We start from the raw sequence: 17991 nt of genomic DNA on the forward strand, positions 1-17991 counted from the left end.
ATTCTTGACTATCTCGTCCAGAACGGCGTACGTTCTGGACGAGATAGTCAAGAACTTGGAGGGCATCGTGAACCTGGAGAACAAGACCGCGGTCGTGACCGGCAGCAGCACCGGCATCGGGCTCGCCATCGCGAAGCGCTTCGCGGCCGAAGGCGCGCACGTGTTCATCACGGGCCGCCGCAAGGAGGCCCTCGACGACGCGATCGCCGAGATCGGGGGCGACGTGACGGCGGTGCGGGCGGACTCAGCGAACCTGGCCGACCTGGACGGGCTCTACCGCGCGGTGGCCGAGCGCGGCCGCGGCCTGGACGTGCTGGTGGCCAACTCCGGCGGCGGCAGCTTCGCCCCGCTCGGCGAGATCACCGAGGAACAGTTCGACGCGACCTTCGACACGAACGTCAAGGGTGTCGTCTTCGCCGTCCAGAAGGCGCTGCCGCTGCTGAACGCGAACGCGTCGATCATCCTCACCGGCTCGACGGCGTCGACGCGGGTCGACCCGGCCTTCAGCGTCTACGGGGCGACGAAGGCGGCGGTGCGCAACTTCGCCCGCGGCTGGGCGACCGACCTGAAGGGGACCGGGACGCGGGTCAACGTCCTGAGCCCGGGGCCGACGCGCACCCCCGGCCTGCTCGGTCTCGTCGCCGAGGACGAGCGGCAGGGTTTGATCGACACCCTCGCGGCGCAGGTCCCGCTCGGCCGGGTCGGGGAACCGGCCGAAATCGCGGCCGCGGCGCTGTTCCTGGCCTCCGAGGAGGCGAGCTTCGTCAACGGCGTCGAGTTCTTCGTCGACGGCGGCCTCGCGCAGGTCTAACGCAGGGTGGCGTGGCTCGGCGTCAGGTCCTTCAGCGTCCGGACGCCGAGCAGCTGCATCGTGCGGACCAGTTCGGTGCGCAGGATGTCGACGCAGCGCTGGACGCCGCGTTCGCCGCCGGCCATCAGGCCGTACAGGAACGCGCGGCCGATCAGGACCGCGTCCGCGCCGCGGGCGATCGCCGCCACGATATCGCCGCCCGACAGGATGCCCGTGTCGATCCAGACCTCGGCGCCGCCCTGGAGCTCGTCCAGGACCGCCGGGAGCAGTTCGAGCGGCGTCGGGGCGCGGTCGAGCTGGCGGCCGCCGTGGTTGGACAGCAGGACCGCGTCGGCGCCGTGCTTCACGACGTCGCGGGCGTCGTCGACGTTCTGCACGCCCTTGACCACGAGCTTGCCCGGCCAGGTGCGGCGGACCCAGTCGAGGTCGTCGTAGTTCAGCGTCGGGTCGAACAGCTTGTTGAGCAGCTCCGCGACCGTCCCGTCGAAGTGGCTGAGCGAGGCGAAGTTCAGCGGCTCGGTGGTGAGCAGGTTGAACCACCACGCCGGGTGCATCGCGCCGTCGAGGAACGTCTTGAGCGTCAGCGCCGGCGGGATGGTCAGGCCGTTGCGGACGTCGCGCAGGCGGGCACCGCCGACCGGGGTGTCCACGGTCAGCATGAGGGTGTCGTAGCCGTGCTCCCACGCGCGATTCATCAGATCTTCACCGGCGCCGTGGTCGCGCCAGACGTAGAGCTGGAACCACTTGCGGGCGCCGGGCGCGGCCGCCGCCAGGTCCTCGATCGACGTCGTCGCCATCGTCGAAAGGCCGACCGGGATGCCGCTGCGCTCGGCGACGCGGGCCACCGCGGCCTCGCCCTCGTGCTGCATCATGCGGGTGAACCCGGTGGGGGCGAAGGCGAACGGCAGCGCCGACGGCTTGCCGAGGACCTCGCGGGTGGTGTCCACATCGGACACCCCGCGCAGCACGTTCGGGTGGAACTCGATGCGGCGGTACGCCTGCCTCGCGCGGAGCAGGCTGTCCTCGAGCTCGGCCGCGCCGTCGGTGTAGTCGAACGCCGCCCGCGGGGTGCGTTTGCGGGCGATCATCCGCAGGTCGGCGATGGTGTGGGCGTTCGCCAGCCGCCGGTCCGTCGGGTTCAGCACGATCGGCTTCGGTCGGAGGATCTGCTTCAGCTCGTCCGGCTTCGGCAGTCGGCGCTTCGTCACCATCATCAACTCCCTGAACGGACTACGCGGCAAGCGGGACCCGGCAGACATCGGATGTCTGCCGGGTCCTTTCTAGCACCAGATCACGCGTTACCGGAATCCGACGTCTGCGGCCCGGCGGCCGTGATGTCGTCGAGCCGGTACTTCCCGGCCGCTTCGAGGACCTTCGCCTGGTCGACCTCGCCGCGCTTGGCCAGGATCGACAGCGCCCCGACGGTGATCGACTCGGCGTCGACCAGGAACTTCCGCCGCGCTGCCGGCCGGGTGTCGGAGAAGCCGAAGCCGTCCGTGCCCAGCGTCAGCATGTCGGTCGGCACGTACGGGCGGATCAGGTCCGGCACCGCGCGCATCCAGTCCGACACCGCCACGACCGGCCCGTTCGACCCCGAGAGCGCCTCGGTGACGTACGGCACGCGCGGCTCGCTGCCCGGGTAGAGCAGGTTGTCGTGGTCGATCTCGACGGCTTCGCGCCGCAGCTCGGTCCACGACGTCGCCGACCACACCGCGGCCCGCACGCCCCACTCCTCGGCCAGCAGCTTCTGCGCCTTCAGCGCGTCCGGCATCGTGACGCCCGAGACCAGGATCTGCACCTCGGGGCCGTCACCCGACGGCGCGTCGGCGTACTTGTACAGACCCTTCAGCAGGCCGTCGACGTCGAGGTTCTCCGGCTCGGCGGGCTGCTGGTACGGCTCGTTGTAGATCGTCATGTAGTAGAAGACGTTCTCGCCGTTGCCGTCCGGGCCCGTCTCGCCGTACATCCGGCGCAGGCCGTCCTTGACGATGTGCGCGATCTCGAACGACCACGCCGGGTCGTAGGCCACCGCGGCCGGGTTGGTCGCCGCCAGCAGCAGCGAGTGCCCGTCCGCGTGCTGCAGACCTTCACCCGTCAGGGTGGTGCGGCCGGCGGTGGCGCCGATGACGAACCCGCGGGCCATCTGGTCGGCGGCGGCGTACAGGCCGTCACCGGTCCGCTGGAACCCGAACATCGAGTAGAAGATGTAGATCGGGATCATCGGCTCGCCGTGCGTGGCGTACGACGTGCCGACGGCGGTGAACGACGCGGTCGAGCCCGCCTCGTTGATGCCTTCGTGCAGCAGCTGGCCCTTTTCGGACTCCTTGTAGGCCAGCATCAGGCTCGCGTCGACCGACGTGTACGTCTGGCCGTGCGGGTTGTAGATCTTCGCCGTCGGGAACATCGAGTCGAGGCCGAAGGTGCGGGCCTCGTCCGGGATGATCGGGACGACGCGCTTGCCGATCTCGGAGTCCTTCGCCAGCTCGCGGACCAGCCGGACGAACGCCATCGTCGTGGCGACCTCCTGCTTGCCGGAGCCCTTCCGGATGCCCTCGTAGACTTTGTCGCCGGGCAGGACCAGCGCCTTCGCGGCCTTCGGGCGCCGCTCCGGCAGGAAGCCGCCGAGCGCCTTGCGGCGGCCGATCAGGTACTCGATCTCGGGCGAGTTCGCGCCCGGGTGGTAGTACGGCGGCAGCTTCGGGTTGCGCTCCAGTTCCTCGTCGCTGACCGGGATCCGCTGCGAGTCGCGGAACAGCTTCAGGTCGTCGAGGGTGAGCTTCTTCATCTGGTGCGTGGCGTTGCGGCCCTCGAACGCCGGGCCCAGGCCGTAGCCCTTGATGGTGTGGGCCAGGATCACCGTCGGCTGGCCGTGGTGCTCCAGTGCCGACTTGTACGCCGCGTACACCTTGCGGTAGTCGTGGCCGCCGCGCTTGAGGTTCCAGATGTCGGCGTCGGAGAGGTCCTTGACCAGGTCCTTCGTCCGCGGGTCGCGGCCGAAGAAGTGCTCGCGGACGAAGGCGCCGTCGTTGGCCTTGTACGTCTGGTAGTCGCCGTCCGGCGTGACGTTCATCAGGTTGACCAGCGCGCCGTCGCGGTCGGCGTGCAGCAGCGAGTCCCACTCGCGGCCCCAGATGACCTTGATGACGTTCCAGCCGGCGCCGCGGAAGTACGACTCCAGCTCCTGGATGATCTTGCCGTTGCCGCGCACCGGGCCGTCGAGCCGCTGCAGGTTGCAGTTGATCACGAAGGTCAGGTTGTCGAGGCCCTCGCCCGCCGCGACGTGGATCAGGCCGCGGGATTCGGCCTCGTCCATCTCGCCGTCGCCGAGGAATGCCCAGACGTGCTGGTCGTTCGTGTCCTTGATGCCGCGGTCGCGCAGGTAGCGGTTGAACCGCGCCTGGTAGATGGCGTTCATCGGGCCGAGGCCCATGGACACCGTCGGGTTCTCCCAGAAGTCCGGCATCAGCCGCGGGTGCGGGTACGACGGCAGGCCGCCGCCCTCGCCCGCGTGGCTGTACTCCTGGCGGAAGCCGTCGAGCTGCGACTCCGAGAGCCGGCCCTCGAGGAAGGCGCGGGCGTAGATGCCGGGGGAGGCGTGGCCCTGGATGTAGATCTGGTCGCCGCCGCCGGAGTGGTCCTTGCCGCGGAAGAAGTGGTTGAAGCCCACTTCGTACAGCGCGGCCGAGGAGGCGTAGGTCGAGATGTGGCCGCCGACGCCGACGCCCGGGCGCTGCGCCCGGTGCACCATGATCGCCGCGTTCCACCGGATGTAGGCGCGGTAGCGGCGCTCGATCTCCTCGTCGCCGGGGAACCAGGGCTCGTTCTCGGTGGGGATGGTGTTGACGTAGTCCGTCGAGGTCAGGGCCGGTACGCCGACGTTCCGCTCCCGGGCCCGCTCGAGGATGCGCAGCATCAGGTACCTGGCTCGCTGCTGCCCGCCCCTCGCGAGGGCCTCGTCGAAGGAGTCCAGCCACTCGGCGGTCTCCTCCGGGTCGATGTCGGGCAGGTGCGCCGCCAATCCGTCACGGATGACGCGTACGCGTGCCGGGGTCTCCTTGCCGGAGGCGCCGTCGTTCTGCGGGGCCAAGGGGTCTCCTTGCGAAAAGTTGTAGCCGGTGGTGCTCGTACGCGGGGGTGTACGACTCTCCATCGTCGTCTTCCGTCCCGGCTTCCGCACCGCTACTTGGCGGTAACATAGACCGGCCCGGTCGAGCCACTCCCTGCGAGCGGTGTATCGCGCGCGCGTTTTCTTCCTCCCCACCCTAGGGGACGACCCCCGGAGGGGTGGCAGTCCGGTGCCGCGAGGCACCCGAAACGCCGTCGCGGACGGCCGGTCGCGGGCCGTATCCTGCGACACGAGTTGTCAAAGATCCGGTGTGGACGGTTGCGCGCGGAGCTTCACCAGTGTTCGCTATCGGCAACCGGGTAGCCGAGTGTGGCGGAGCCGTACCCTCCGAGGGTGCTCCGACGCCACGCTCCGTCGCAGTTGGAGGAGTGAAAGCAGTGGTCGCCGCGGGAGACGCTGATCAGAGCAGCGTCGCCGAGAGGCTCGGCATCAAGCCCGAGATGGTGGTCCAGGAGATCGGCTGGGACGAGGACGTCGACGACGACCTCCGCGCGGCGATCGAGGAGCAGATCGGCGGGGACATCCTCGACGAGGACGCCGACGAGGTCATCGACGTGGTGTTGCTGTGGTGGCGCGAGGACGACGGCGACCTGGGTGACGCGCTCATCGACGCCAGAGGCCCCCTGGAGGAGACCGGCGTGATCTGGGTGCTGACCCCGAAGAACGGGCAGCCGGGACACGTCGAGCCGAGCGAAATCGCCGAAGCGGTACCTGCCGTCGGCCTGGCCCAGACCGCCAACATGAGTGTCGGTGCGAACTGGATCGGCACCAGGCTGGTGTCCCCGAAGTCGAAGTCGAAGCAGCGCTGAGCCGGTCTCACCGGACGGACACGATAGGGTTGTCGATGCAGGCACGTGTCCGTTCGGGAGAGGAAACGCGGTATGACCGTCGAGGTCGGTTCTGAGGCCCCTGACTTCACACTCAACGACTACAACAAGCAGCCGGTCCAGCTGTCGTCGTTCCGGGGTGACAAGCCGGTTCTGCTGGTCTTCTACCCGTTCGCGTTCAGCGGCATCTGCACCGGCGAGCTGTGCCAGCTCCGCGACGAGTTCGCCGACTACGACAACAAGGGCGTCCAGGTACTGGGCGTCTCGGTCGACACGCCGTTCTCGCTCAAGGCGTGGGCCGAGAAGGAGGGCTACCAGTTCCCGCTGCTGTCCGACTTCTGGCCCCACGGCGACGTGGCCCGCGCGTACGGCGTCTTCAACGAGGACGCGGGCCTGGCGGTGCGCGGCACGTTCCTGATCGACACCTCCGGGGTGGTCCGGTTCGCCGAGGTCAACGCCCCCGGCGAGGCCCGCGACCAGCAGGGCTGGAAGAAGGCCGTGGCCGAACTGACGGCTTGAGACCCACCACCGCCGGCTCCCTCGGGAGCCGGCGGTACCGGGCGCATAGCTCAGCGGAAGAGCACTCGGTTTACACCCGAGCGGTCGCAGGTTCGAACCCTGCTGCGCCCACCAGCGGAACCGGGGCTCCCGAGATCGTCAGGGGCCCGCTGGTCTCCCCCTGCTTCATCCCGCCATGGCCGGTTCGGGCGTGGCGGTCTCGGTGCGGCGCATCGTCGTCACCAGCAGCGCGAGTCCCGTGAAGAGCACCGCCGCGATCACGCCCGTCACGTTCAGCGCGCCCGTGAACGCCTGCTTCGCCTGGTCCGCCACCTCCGGGCGGGTGACGTCGGCGGCGAGCGTGGTGCCCGCCGGGAACGCCGCGTGGTAGACCGCCGACGCCGTCAGGCCGATCAGGGCCAGTCCCAGGGATCCGCCCAGGTAGTTGCCCGTGTCCGCCATCGAGGCCGCCGAGCCCGCGCGCTCCGGGGGGACCGAGCCCAGCACCAGGCCGATGCCCAGCGCGAACAGCGGGCCCGTGCCCAGCGCGAGCAGGGTGATGCCCACCATGATCGGTCCGAGGCCGCCGGTGCAGGCCAGCAGGAGGCTGCCCGCCGCGGACACCGCCAAGCCGCCCGCGATCGCCGTGGCCGGAGTCAGCCGGCGGGTCAGCGACGGCGCCGTCATCGTGCCCGCCGCCACGCCGAGGCCCATCGGGGCGAACAGCAGTGCCGAGACGAGCGGGGAGTGGCCGAGGACGCTCTGCAGGTACTGCGTCACCAGCAGGCCGACGCCGGCCATCGCGACCCCGGCGAACACCAGCGCCACCAGCACCGCGGTGAACGGGCGGTTCCGGAACAGCCGCAGGTCCAGCAGCGGCGACGCCGTGGTCAGCTGGCGGCGGACGAAGACGGTGCCCAGTGCCGCGCCGGTGGCGATCGCCGCGACCGGCAGGACCGGCGAGCCGGTCGGCAGCTGCTTGAGGCCGAACACGATCAGCAGCACGGCGGCCAGCGAGAGCGCGACACCGGGGAAGTCCGGCCGCCCGGACGCCGGGGCGCGGAACTCGGGCAGCAGGAACGGACCCGCCACGAGCAGGACGGCCACGGCCGGGACGGCGACCAGGAAGACCGAGCCCCACGTGAAGTGCTGGAGGAGGAACCCGGCGAACACCGGACCGGCCGCGCCACCCGCGAACTGGCAGGTGGCCCAGACCGAGATGGCCGTCCCGCGCTGCTTCTCGTCGCGGAACATGTTGGTGATCAGGGCGAGCGTCGACGGCATCAGCGTCGCCCCGGCGATGCCGAGCGCGCCGCGGACGACGATCAGCATCTCCGGGCTCGTCGAGAACGCGGCGACGATCGACAGGAGCCCGAAGGCGCCCCCACCGGCGAGCAGCAGCCGCCGTCGCCCGATCCGGTCGCCGAGCGTGCCCATCGTGATGACGAACCCGGCGACGACGAAGCCGTAGCTGTCGGTGATCCACAGCTGCTCGGTGCTGGTCGCCCCGAGGTCCGCGCTCAGCTGCGGCAGGGCGAGGAACAGCGAGGTCATGTCCATTGCGACGAGCAGGGTGGGCAGCACCAGGACCGCCAGTCCCAGCCACTCCCGCCGTCCGGCCGGCTTCTCCATTTCGGGCTCCTCTCCGTGGTCGGTTTCACCAGGGGTCGGAGCCGTCCCGGCGGACCGGACACGGGCGCGGAGATTTTTCGCGGAAGTTCTTCCGGCGGAGGTGGTCAGCCGCAGTGCCGGCGCACCACCGCTTTGGCGGGATCCGGTGAGTGCACCGTCACGGTGCCGACCACGTCGCCGTTCCCGGCCACTTCACGCGCCCGGGCGTCCTGCCCGGCCGGTGCGACGGCGGTCTGTGCCGGGCCACCGTCGGGCGGGAGGAACAGGGTCGACCCGCCGTCCGCGTAACCCACGATCGCGCCCGCGGAGTTCATCGCCGCCACGCTCCTCAAGCCCGGCAGTGCTCGGTCGAACGAGCCGTCGAGGTGCCAGAGGAACGCCCCGCCACGGGCGTTGATCGCCAACGCCTTGGTGTCCGGGTACCCCGGCGGGTCGGGCAGCCGCTCGAAGTGGCCGCCGGTGTACCGGACGGCGTGGTTCAAGGGGAACTCCCGGAACTCCCGCGGATCGGTGTACGAACCGACCGCGTCGCCGGACGCGTTCACGTCGGTCAGTTCGGTGTCCCGCCCGAAGGCCGCGCCGAGCACCTGCGGGCCGTCGGCGCGCCACACCACGCCCACGAGCGGCTCGCCGGGTGCGTCCGGCCGCAGGGTGCCGGCTACGGCCCCCGCTCCGTCACCCGTGCCGAGATCCTGGAACCGGTAGCCGTCGGGCAGCGGCAGCGTGGCCGGTGCCCACTGGCACCCGCGCGCTGCTTCGGCAGCCGGTGCCCCGGCCAGGATTCCCCCATCAGTACCCCCGCGGCGGCGGCGGTGTACTTCCCCGGTGTTCTCAAATCGTCCTCCCCGGACATCGGACCAGCCCCCGACCGAACACCTCGAAGGTTACCGGCGGGCACCGACAAAAACGGGATTCCTGTTGTCGGGCAAGGAAAACCGGTTGACAAGTCCGCCGGCGTCGAGGCGATGAAGATCATCCTGCTTGGCGCCTGCCGCGCCCTCGTCGAAGGTGAGGCGAACGGCCGTACCGTCGCGCCTCCGGTGACGGCGATCTTTTGTCAAGATCCGCGGAGAAGCCCCGGATTTGTTGAGCGAAAACAAAAATTCCCGACCGGACGTAACGGGTGCTCGGTGGTCTCCGACAGGCAGAGCGGCAAGTGACCGACTTACTCATCAGGGGGATTCTGTGAGAGGTTCAGGATTGCTGAAGCGAGCCGCCGCCGTTGTCGCGGTGCCGGTGCTCGCCGTGCTCGTGGGGGCCGTGCCGGCGCAGGCGCAGACCGTCGCCACGGGATCGCTGTCGTTCGGCGGTGACCAGGGCGACTACATCAGCGGGGGCCGGGCCTACGCCTACTCGACGGAGGCGAAGGACCAGCTCACCGTCAACGCGTCGGAAGACCGCAACCACATCGCCGTGAGCGTCAGCGCCTTCAACAGCGACTGGTGGACGCTCGACCTGGCCGCGCCCAGCGGCACGGGCCTGGCCGCCGGCACCTACGACGGCGCGACCCGGTACCCCTTCCAGGGGGCCAACGCGCCGGGGCTGGACCTGAGCGGGAACGGCCGGGGCTGCAACACCCTGACCGGGACGTTCACCGTCCAGAACGTCGTCTTCGGGCCGCGTGGGTACGTCCAGACGCTGGACGCCACCTTCGAGCAGCACTGCGAAGGCGACACGGCGGCCGCGCGCGGTGAGGTGCACATCGCGAACCCGCCGGCACCGCCGGAGCTGGCGATCGGGCTCAAGGTGGCCACCGACGGCACCGCGAGCACGCTCAACGGCAACGCCTACCTGCACGGCACCGTCGAGTGCACCGCTGCGGCCAAGGTCACCTTGAGCGGGTCCGCGACGCAGGTGAAGCGCAACGTCATCATCCGCGGCACCTACTCGGCGCAGGTCCCCTGCACCCCGGGCACGCCGGCGCCGTGGACGGCGACCGTGGTGCCCTCGGGCACCACGCCGTTCCAGAAGGGGAAGGCCGAGGTCGTCACCCAGGCGACCGCGCTCGACCCGAACTACAACACCAACGTCTCGGTCGACGACACCAGCGTCGTCACCTTGGTGCAGGGCTGATTCCCGGCCGTGGGGCCGCCGCACAGGCGGCCCCACGGCTTTCACGCCGCATGCCACGCGTGCTCGGCGAAAGCCTCGTCGAGCGGGGCCCGGGTGAGCCGGTTCGCGTACGTCGACAACGTGTACGTCCCGATCCCCAGCACCACCTCCAGGGCGTTCCGTTCCGTGTAGCCGGCGCCGGTGAACGCCGTCAGCGCGCCGGCCGGGACCTCGCCCTTCGTGTCCATGACCGCGTGGACGAAGCCGCGCAGCGCCTCCAGCCGCGGCTCCGGCAGCGGGGACTCCGCCCGCAGCGCCGCCACCAGTTCCGGGGCGGCGGACAAGCGGGTCAACGTGGCCGTGTGCATCGCCACGCAGAGGTGGCATTCGTTGCGCGCGGCCACCGTCATGATCAGCACTTCGCGTTCCAGCGCCGTCAGCGTCGTGGACTCGAAGATCGCGCTGAGCTTCAGGAAACCGTTCAGCAGTTCCGGTGAGGTCGCCAGCCGGGCGACGGCGGACGGCACGCGGCCGAACTTCTTCGCGGTGGCCGTCATCGCGGGGCGGGCGGCCGGGGGAGCGGATTCCGGGGTGTGATCGGCGAACAAGGCGTCTCCAGGATAGGGTCGTCAACGTGGTTGTCGAAGTGGCTGACGAAACCGTAAACCTGGTTGTCGAGTTTGGCAAGCGGCCATGACCGGCACGCCCGGCTACGAGCTGCCGTTCCTGCTCTTCGGCGGTTTCCGCACGCTCATCGACCGCCTGCACGCCGAGCTCGCCCGCCGCGGCCACCCCGACGTGCGGCCGTCGTACGGCTTCGCCATGCAGGCCGTCGGTGTCCAGGGGGCGACGGCGTCCGAGATCGGCCGCCGCCTCGGCGTCTCCAAGCAGGCGGCGGGCAAGACCGTCGACCGGCTCGAGGCGCTCGGGTACGTCGAGCGCGCCGACGACCCGGCCGACGCGCGCCGCAAGATCGTGCGGCTCACCGCGCACGGCGTCGACGCGCTCACGAAGTCGGCGGAGATCTTCGACGAGCTGCGCGCGGACTGGGCGCGCACGGTCGGCCCCGAGCGGATCACCGCGCTCGAGAACGACCTGCGCGCGGTCGTCGGCCCCGCGGCGTACCGGCTCGACGCGGCCGGCTGGTTCTCGGGCTAGAAGCCGCAGCCGGGGTTGGGGGCGTCCTCGGACAGCGGGCTGCCCGCCGGGAGCACGTACAGGACTTCCAGCACCAGCGGCGTCGACCCGAGGTTGCGGCCGATGTGCACCTGGTCGGGCTTTTCGGTGAACGCGCGCCCGGTGCCGAAGACGCCGTCGAGGCTGCAGTCGGCCAGGTTGTGCGTCAGCGTCCCGGCCTTCACGTACGCGTAGAGCGTGCCGTCGTGGAAGTGCCAGCCGGTGTACCCGCCGGGCTGGACGGTGATCTCCCGCAGCGTGTAATCCGTGTGGCCGATGGTCTTCTGGGCCAGGACCGTGCCGGTGACGCCGCTGCCGGGCGTCGCGGAAGCGGTGGACGGAAGCAGGACGGCGGCGAGCACGGCGGCGGCGAGAACGGTGATCGGCTTGCGCATCGGCCCAAGCTACCGCGTCCGGGCGTGCCCGTGGGGGCAGTGATCCGGGTAGCGTGCCGACACATGGACGCGGACGTTTTCGGGCAGGTCCTCGGCGCAGTGCGGGAATTCGTGCGCAAGGAGGTCGTGCCGCGCGAGGCCGAGATCGACGAACGCGACGAGATTCCCGCCGAAATCCGGGAAAAGGCCGCCGAACTCGGCCTGTTCGGCTGGGCGCTGCCGGAGGAGTACGGCGGGCTGGGTCTCGCCATGGCCGAAGACGTCCGGCTGGCGATCGAGCTCGGCTGGACGACGCCCGCCTTCCGGTCGCTGTTCGGCACCAACAACGGCATCGCCGGCCAGGCGATCGTGCACTACGGGACGCCGGAGCAGCGCACCCGCTGGCTGCCGCGGCTGGCCGCCGGCCGGTCGATCGCGTCGTTCGCGCTCACCGAAGCCGAGGCCGGCTCGGACCCGGGTGGGCTGACCAGCCGCGCGGTCCGCGACGGCGACCGCTACCGGCTCTCGGGCACCAAGCGGTTCATCACCAACGCGCCGCTCGCCGAGGTGTTCGTCGCGTTCGCGCGCACCGGCCCGGAAAACACGGGCAGCCGCGGCATTTCCGCGTTCCTCGTGCCCGCGGGTGCGCCCGGCGTCACCGTCGGGCCGCACGACGCCAAGATGGGCCAGGCCGGCGCGTGGACGTCGGAGGTGGTCTTCGACGACGTCGAGCTGCCGGCCGACGCGCTGGTCGGCGAGGAGGGCAAGGGCTTCGGCATCGCGATGGCGTCGCTCGCCCGCGGCCGGCTGCACATCGCGGCGCTGTGCGTGGGCATGGCCGAGCGCGCCCTCGCCGAGGCGGTCGAATACGCGCGGACGGCCCGCCAGGGCGGCCGGGTGATCGGTGAACACCAGCTGGTGCAGGCGCTCCTGGCCGAGTCGCACGCCGAGCTCGCGGCCGGCCGCGCGATGGTCCACGAAGCTGCCGCGAAGTACGACTCGGGCGAGGACCGCAAGCTGGGGCCGTCGTCGGCGAAGTTGTTCTGCACCGAGATGCTCGGACGGGTCGCGGACCGCGCGGTGCAGGTCCACGGCGGGACGGGCTACGTCCGCGGCGTCACGGTCGAGCGCATCTACCGCGACGCGCGGCTGTTCCGGATCTACGAGGGCACCAGCGAGATCCAGAAGCTCGTGATCGCGCGGCAGCTGCTCAAGGGCTGAACTTGCGCTGGAGTGCGCTCCAGCTCTTACCGTCGACGGTATGGCCACTGCACAGCACAAGATCGGCTCGGGGTTCGGTGCCACCACCACGGCGGCCGAGGTCGTCGCCGGGGCCGATCTGACCGGCAGGCTCGCGATCGTCACCGGCGGCTACTCCGGCATCGGCCTCGAGACGACACGGGCGCTGACCGCGGCCGGCGCGCAGGTCGTCGTCCCGGCCCGCCGCCGTGCCACGGCGGAAGAAGCGTTGCGGGGCTTCGAAAACGTCGAGGTCGACGAACTCGACCTCGCGGACCTCGGCAGCGTTCGCGCGTTCGCCGGGCGGTTCGTCGCTGCGGGTCGCGGGATCGACGTCTTCGTCGGCAGCGCCGGGATCATGGCGTTGCCGGAGACCCGCGTCGGGCCGGGCTGGGAGGCGCAGTTCGCGACCAACCACCTCGGGCACTTCGCTCTGGTGAACCGGCTTTGGCCCGCGTTCACCCCGGGCGCCCGCGTGGTTTCGGTGTCCTCGCGCGGCCACCACTACGGCCCGGTGCGCTTCGACGACCTCGAATTCCGGCAGGGCTACGACAAGTGGCTCGCCTACGGCCAGGCGAAGACGGCGAACACCCTCTTCCCGGTGCACCTCGACAAGCTCGCGCGTGGTCAGGGCGTCCGAGCGTTCGCCCTGCACCCCGGCCGGATCCTCACCGACCTGGTGCGCCACCTGGACCGGCAGGAGCTGGTCGACGCGGGCATGGTCGACGAGTCCGGCCGGGTCACCGGCGGCGCGAAGACGCCGGAACAGGGCGCGGCGACGCAGGTCTGGGCCGCGACCTCCCCGCAGCTCGACGGCCTCGGCGGCGTCTACCTCGAAGACTGCGACATCGCCGAGCGCGCCCCCGCCGACGGCACCCGCACCGGCGTCAAGGACTACGCGATCGACCCGGTGCAGGCCGAGCGGCTGTGGATGGTCTCGGCCGGGCTGACCGGGGTGAACGCCTTCTAGAGCTTCTCGATTTCCTTGACCAGCAAACCGATCTCGTCCTCGGTGTTGTAGTAGTGCACCGACGCCCGGACCAGGTCCGGCAGGGCGCGCGCGGTGAAGTCGTACTGGGCCGAGGTGCGCGTCGACAGCGACGTGTTGATGTTCGCCTCGGCGAGCCGCGCCTTGATCTCCGCGGCCGGCGTGCCGTCGACGCTGAAGGTGACGAGACCGCATTTCCGCGCGCCGGTGTCGTGGACGCGCGCGCCGGCTTCGGTGAGCCGGTCGCGCAGGGTGGCGGCCAGCGAAGCGACGCGCGTTTCGATGGCCGGCAAACCCCAGCCGAGGGCGTAGTCGATTGCCGCGCCGAGGCCGCACACGGCGGCGAAGTCGCGTTCCCACAGCTCGAAGCGCTTGGCGGTCGGGTCGACGACGTACTCCGTGGGCGACTCCCAGCTCGCCGAGTGCAGGTCGAGCACGGCCGGTTCCAGCCGTTCGCGCAGCCGCGGGTGCACGTAGAGGAACCCGGTGCCGCGGGGGCCGCGCAGGTACTTGCGGCCGGTGCCCGACAGCGCGTCGCACTTCAGGCGCGTGACGTCGAGGTCGAGCTGGCCCACCGACTGGCACGCGTCGAGCAGGAACGGAATCCCCGCAGCGGAAGCGACCGCGCCGATCTCCTCGGCCGGGTTCACCAGGCCGCCCTGGGTGGGCACGTGGCTGACGGCGATCAGCTTGACGGCGCCGTCGACGCGCCGCCGCAGCTCTTCGACGTCCAGCTGCCCCGATTCGTCGTCGCCGATCACCTCGACGACCGCGCCGGTGCGCCGCGCGACCTGGAGGAACGCGATGGCGTTGCTGGCGTACTCCGCCCGCGAGGTCAGGATCCGGTCCCCGGGCCCGAACGGCAGTGCGTAGAACACCGCCTGCCACGAGCGCGTCGCGCTGTCGGTGAGTGCGATGTCGTCGGTCCCGGCGCCGAGCAGCCGGGCCACCGACGCGTACACCGCGTCCAGCCGGTCCGCGGCCCCGGCAGCGGCTTCGTACCCGCCGACCAGCGCCTCGTGGCGGAGGTACTCGACGACGGTGTCGGTCACGACGGCCGGGGGCAGCGCCGCGCCGGCGTTGTTGAAGTGGATCACTCCGGCACAACCCGGGGTCTCGCGGCGCGCGCGGTCGACGTCGAAGCTCATACGAACTGAATACAGTAGATAGCTATTGTATGCAATACTGCCCGCCATGGCCCGCACCCCGTTGCGCAGCGACCTCATCGAGCAGATCACCGCCCGCGTGCTCGACCGGCGGCTCGCCGCGGGTGCCCGCGTCAACGAGGTGCACCTGGCCCGGGAGCTGGGGGTCAGCCGGACGCCGCTGCGGGAGGCGCTGATCGGGCTCGCCGACCGCGGCCTGCTGGTCTCCGCGCCGGGGCGGGGGTTCCTCGTGCCGCCGTTCGACCCGGAGGAGGCGCGCCGGCTGTACCCACTGGTGGCCGAGCTCGAAGTCCTCGCGCTGCGCTGGACGTCGCCGGTGGAGCTGGCCGGGCTGCCGGACGCGCTCGACGCCGTCACCGACGAGATGGCGCTCGCGGACGGCGGGGATCTGTCCACATTGGACGACCGGTGGCACGCGCTGCTGCTGTCCCGCTGTCCGAACCCGCACCTGCTGCGGCTGATCGAGCAAACGAAGCCGCTGCTCAAGCGCTACGAATCGGCGTACTTCGCCCGGCACGACCATGCCGGGGAGAGCATCGCCGAGCACCGGCGCATCGCCGCGGCCCTGCGCGACGGCGACCTGGCCGCCGCGTCCGCGGTGCTCGTCGCCAACTGGGTCAAGGCGCTGGCGTACCTGGGGAAGGACGAAAATGATCATCGCGCACCTGAGTGACCTGCACCTCGACGGCGATCCGCGCGCGGAAGACCGCGTCGCCGCCGTCATGGGCTACCTCGGCGGCCTGGCGCAGCCGGTCGACGCGGTCGTCGTCACCGGCGACATCGCCGACCACGGCACGCCCGCGGAATACGCCCGCGCGGCCGAGCTGCTGGAGTACCCGGCACCGGTGCTGGTGTGCCCGGGCAACCACGACGTCCGCGCGGCGTTCCGCACCGGGCTGCTCGACCTACCGGCTTCGGACGGCCCGATCGACCTGGCGCAGGAGGTCGGCGGGGTGCTGTTCGCGCTGTGCGACTCGACGATCCCGGGCCGCGGCGCGGGTTTCCTCGCCGACGAAACCCTGGCGTGGCTCGACGGCGTCCTGTCCGGCGGTGACGGCCCGGCGTTCGTCGCGTTCCACCACCCGCCGGTGGAAGTCGGCGTCCCGCTGGTGGACGCGATCCGGCAGTCCGGCGAAGATCGGCTGGCTTCCGTGCTGGCCAGGCACCCGCGGGTGACGGCGCTGCTGGCCGGCCACGTGCACACCGGCGCCTCGACGACGTTCGCCGGCGTCCCGCTGCGCATCGCCCCCGGCGTCGTCTCCGGCTCGCTGCTGCCGGTCGAGCCGGGCGGCGACCACGGCTGGGCCGACGGCGGGCCGCTGGAGTACGACCGGCCGCCGTCGCTGCTGCTGCACGTCCTGCACGACGACGGCCGGGTGACCACCCACCACCGGACGGTCCCGCTCTGACCTCGAAGGCGTAGCTTTCACGTGAAAGCTACGCCTTCGAGGTCTCAGCCGCCGAACACCGGCAGCGTGAGCCGGGACGGCCGGGTCGCGTCGTGGAACACCTCGAAGCGGTTCGGCTTCCCGTCGACCGCTTCGGTGACCGGCTCGCCCGTGCCGTGGTTGCGCGCGAAGCGGGGGAACGCGCCGCCCGCCACCTGGACGCGCAGCCGGTGGCCGCGGCGGAAGCGGTAGGCCGTCGGGTCGAGCGGCACCTCCGCGGTGACCACGCCGTCCGCGTCGGCGGCCGGGAAGCCCGGCCGCAGCCGCAGGATCCCGTCGGTGACGTTGCGGGAGGTCCCGCCGGCGTCGACGTCGCAGAGGCGGACGTAGACGTCGGCGTGGCCCAGCTCGGTGCGCACGTGCACGGTCGCCGACACCTCGCCGATGAGGTCGAGGTCCGACGGCAGCGGCTCGCCGGTGAACACGAGCACGTCGGGTCGCGCCTCGACCTCCTGGTTGTCGCGCTGCTTCCACTCGCCGGTCAGCAGGGGGCCGCCGACCGCGGGGGTCGGGTCGGCCGGGTCGTAGGTGAACGGCGTCGGCAAAGCCGGTTCACCGAAGCTTTCGCCGAGCCCGCCGATCGGCCGCAGGTGCGCCGCGGTCGCCTTCGACGGCGGCGGCCAGGATTCGAAGTCCAGCCAGGAGTTCGCGCCCTGGAGGAACAGCCGGACCGGGGCCCGCTGCAGGAAGGTGCGGTCGCCGAGCAGGTGCGCGCGCAGGAAGCCGAGCTGGTCGCGGATCATCGGGCCCATGCTCGCGGGCTCGCCGTGCGCCCACGGCCCGATCGTGATCCGCGGTGCCTTGCCGGCCTCGGCGAGGATCCGGAAGTCGCGCAGCTGCCCGCGGATGAACAGGTCGTACCAGCCGGTGACCATCGACACCGGCACGTCGAGCTCCGCCACTTCGGCGCTGTGGTCGGACATGGCCCAGTAGTCGTCCTCGGGCACGAAGTGCTCGGTGATGTCCTGGAGGAACCGCACCGGCTTCCCGATCGCGGCGACGTCGGCCCCGCTGATCGGCAGGTGCGCCATCGCGCGGCGGGTCTTGCGCTTCTGCACCGGGTTCGGCAGCGCGGCGAAGCGCTCTTCCTGGCGGCCGATCATCGCCGACCACGAGACCATGTTGTCCGCCGCGAGCGTCCCGCCCGGGTAGAACGTCGAGACGAACTCCGACGCCGTCACGCCGAGGCACATCGCCGCCAGTGGCGGGTCGAGGTACGGCCCGAGCGCCCACTGCGTGTGCCCGAGGTAGCTGGCGCCCGCCATGCCGAGGTGCCCGTCGCACCACGGCTGGGCGCGCAGCCACTCGGCGGTCGCGAGGCCGTCCTCGCGTTCGAGGTGAAACGGCCGGAATTCGCCGCCGGAGCCGAACGAGCCGCGGGTGCTCTGGATGACCGTCTGCAGCCCGTGCCGGGCGAAGGTGTCGCCGAAGAGCTTCGAAAGCAGGCCCGTGCGGCCGTACGGCGTGCGGATCAGCACCACCGGCGCCGTCGTCGTCCCGGCCGGGGCGTACCGGTCGGCGAGCAGCGTGACGCCGTCGGGCATCGGGACGGCGAGGTCGCGCGTCACGACCGGCTTCGGTCCTTCGGCGCGGGGGAGCCCGAGCAGCTTGTCGACAAATCGGTCCAGCACCGGCGGCCCGCCTTCGAAGTGGA

Annotated in this window: 18 protein-coding genes and 1 tRNA gene; 11 read left to right on the plus strand and 8 right to left on the minus strand. The window is 71.2% G+C overall.

The window, feature by feature from the left end; translation table 11 throughout:
• Window positions 1–55 precede the first annotated feature (55 nt).
• Window positions 56–811 carry an SDR family oxidoreductase gene (locus AB0F15_RS05365; protein WP_360265503.1) on the plus strand — a complete coding sequence of 252 codons (756 nt, stop codon included), beginning with the start codon at window positions 56–58 and terminating at the stop codon, window positions 809–811.
• Here AB0F15_RS05365 and AB0F15_RS05370 read toward each other — a convergent pair.
• Window positions 808–2019: an alpha-hydroxy acid oxidase gene (locus tag AB0F15_RS05370; RefSeq protein WP_360265506.1), complete on the minus strand. Its 1212-nt coding sequence runs from the start codon at window positions 2017–2019 to the stop codon at window positions 808–810. The genes AB0F15_RS05365 and AB0F15_RS05370 overlap by 4 nt on opposite strands.
• An 83-nt stretch (window positions 2020–2102) precedes the next feature.
• Window positions 2103–4898, minus strand: a complete 2796-nt coding sequence (gene aceE / locus AB0F15_RS05375; protein ID WP_360265509.1) for a pyruvate dehydrogenase (acetyl-transferring), homodimeric type — start codon at window positions 4896–4898, stop codon at window positions 2103–2105.
• 416 nt (window positions 4899–5314) lie between these two features.
• Here aceE and AB0F15_RS05380 point away from each other — a divergent pair, with 416 nt between their 5' ends.
• The 3 genes from AB0F15_RS05380 (at window position 5315) to AB0F15_RS05390 (ending at window position 6397) form a co-directional block, all read left to right on the plus strand.
• Window positions 5315–5746: a DUF3052 domain-containing protein gene (locus AB0F15_RS05380; RefSeq protein WP_329050182.1), complete on the plus strand. Its 432-nt coding sequence runs from the start codon at window positions 5315–5317 to the stop codon at window positions 5744–5746.
• 72 nt (window positions 5747–5818) lie between these two features.
• Window positions 5819–6283, plus strand: a complete 465-nt coding sequence (locus AB0F15_RS05385) for a peroxiredoxin (protein WP_360265512.1) — start codon at window positions 5819–5821, stop codon at window positions 6281–6283.
• A gap of 39 nt (window positions 6284–6322) precedes the next feature.
• Window positions 6323–6397: transfer RNA gene (locus tag AB0F15_RS05390), tRNA-Val, on the plus strand.
• Window positions 6398–6448: 51 nt separating this feature from the next.
• Here AB0F15_RS05390 and AB0F15_RS05395 read toward each other — a convergent pair.
• Window positions 6449–7894, minus strand: coding sequence for an MFS transporter (locus AB0F15_RS05395; RefSeq protein ID WP_360265515.1), 1446 nt, complete (start codon window positions 7892–7894; stop codon window positions 6449–6451).
• Between the two features lie 104 nt (window positions 7895–7998).
• The gene (locus AB0F15_RS05400; protein WP_360265518.1) at window positions 7999–8514 is read right to left on the minus strand and encodes a hypothetical protein; all 516 of its coding nucleotides are present in this window, start codon (window positions 8512–8514) and stop codon (window positions 7999–8001) included.
• Between the two features lie 345 nt (window positions 8515–8859).
• On the opposite strand from AB0F15_RS05400, the gene AB0F15_RS05405 reads away from it, so the two are divergent.
• Entirely contained in the window at window positions 8860–9054 is a 195-nt protein-coding gene (locus AB0F15_RS05405; protein WP_360265521.1) for a hypothetical protein, read from the plus strand.
• 40 nt (window positions 9055–9094) lie between these two features.
• On the plus strand, window positions 9095–9967 hold the full coding sequence (locus AB0F15_RS05410) for a hypothetical protein (RefSeq protein ID WP_360265524.1): 873 nt from the start codon (window positions 9095–9097) through the stop codon (window positions 9965–9967).
• Between the two features lie 41 nt (window positions 9968–10008).
• On the opposite strand, the gene AB0F15_RS05415 is transcribed toward AB0F15_RS05410, so the two are convergent.
• Window positions 10009–10503 (minus strand): carboxymuconolactone decarboxylase family protein, encoded by a 495-nt coding sequence (locus AB0F15_RS05415; protein WP_360265605.1) that lies wholly within the window; start codon window positions 10501–10503, stop codon window positions 10009–10011.
• Between the two features lie 136 nt (window positions 10504–10639).
• Between AB0F15_RS05415 and AB0F15_RS05420 the strand changes: the two genes are divergently transcribed.
• Complete coding sequence (locus AB0F15_RS05420) at window positions 10640–11104, plus strand: MarR family winged helix-turn-helix transcriptional regulator (RefSeq protein WP_360265527.1); 465 nt, start codon at window positions 10640–10642, stop codon at window positions 11102–11104.
• Here AB0F15_RS05420 and AB0F15_RS05425 read toward each other — a convergent pair.
• Window positions 11101–11517, minus strand: coding sequence for a cupin domain-containing protein (locus tag AB0F15_RS05425; RefSeq protein ID WP_360265530.1), 417 nt, complete (start codon window positions 11515–11517; stop codon window positions 11101–11103). The genes AB0F15_RS05420 and AB0F15_RS05425 overlap by 4 nt on opposite strands.
• 63 nt (window positions 11518–11580) lie before the next feature.
• On the opposite strand from AB0F15_RS05425, the gene AB0F15_RS05430 reads away from it, so the two are divergent.
• A complete protein-coding gene (locus AB0F15_RS05430) occupies window positions 11581–12717 on the plus strand; it encodes an acyl-CoA dehydrogenase family protein (RefSeq protein ID WP_360265533.1) in 1137 nt (378 codons plus the stop codon).
• Between the two features lie 40 nt (window positions 12718–12757).
• Window positions 12758–13705 carry an SDR family NAD(P)-dependent oxidoreductase gene (locus AB0F15_RS05435; protein ID WP_360265536.1) on the plus strand — a complete coding sequence of 316 codons (948 nt, stop codon included), beginning with the start codon at window positions 12758–12760 and terminating at the stop codon, window positions 13703–13705.
• Here AB0F15_RS05435 and AB0F15_RS05440 read toward each other — a convergent pair.
• Window positions 13702–14871, minus strand: coding sequence for an aminotransferase class V-fold PLP-dependent enzyme (locus AB0F15_RS05440; RefSeq protein ID WP_360265539.1), 1170 nt, complete (start codon window positions 14869–14871; stop codon window positions 13702–13704). The genes AB0F15_RS05435 and AB0F15_RS05440 overlap by 4 nt on opposite strands.
• Window positions 14872–14917: 46 nt before the next feature.
• On the opposite strand from AB0F15_RS05440, the gene AB0F15_RS05445 reads away from it, so the two are divergent.
• The gene (locus AB0F15_RS05445) at window positions 14918–15562 is read left to right on the plus strand and encodes a GntR family transcriptional regulator (protein ID WP_360265542.1); all 645 of its coding nucleotides are present in this window, start codon (window positions 14918–14920) and stop codon (window positions 15560–15562) included.
• Complete coding sequence (locus AB0F15_RS05450) at window positions 15540–16298, plus strand: metallophosphoesterase (protein WP_360265545.1); 759 nt, start codon at window positions 15540–15542, stop codon at window positions 16296–16298. The genes AB0F15_RS05445 and AB0F15_RS05450 overlap by 23 nt, the downstream gene beginning before the upstream one ends.
• A gap of 44 nt (window positions 16299–16342) precedes the next feature.
• Here the strand turns inward: AB0F15_RS05450 and AB0F15_RS05455 are convergent, their stop codons facing one another.
• Window positions 16343–17968, minus strand: coding sequence for a CocE/NonD family hydrolase (locus tag AB0F15_RS05455; protein WP_360265547.1), 1626 nt, complete (start codon window positions 17966–17968; stop codon window positions 16343–16345).
• Between the last annotated feature and the right edge of the window lie 23 nt (window positions 17969–17991).

The organism is Amycolatopsis sp. NPDC026612 (assembly GCF_040638285.1).
In the GTDB taxonomy this organism is placed as follows: domain Bacteria; phylum Actinomycetota; class Actinomycetes; order Mycobacteriales; family Pseudonocardiaceae; genus Amycolatopsis.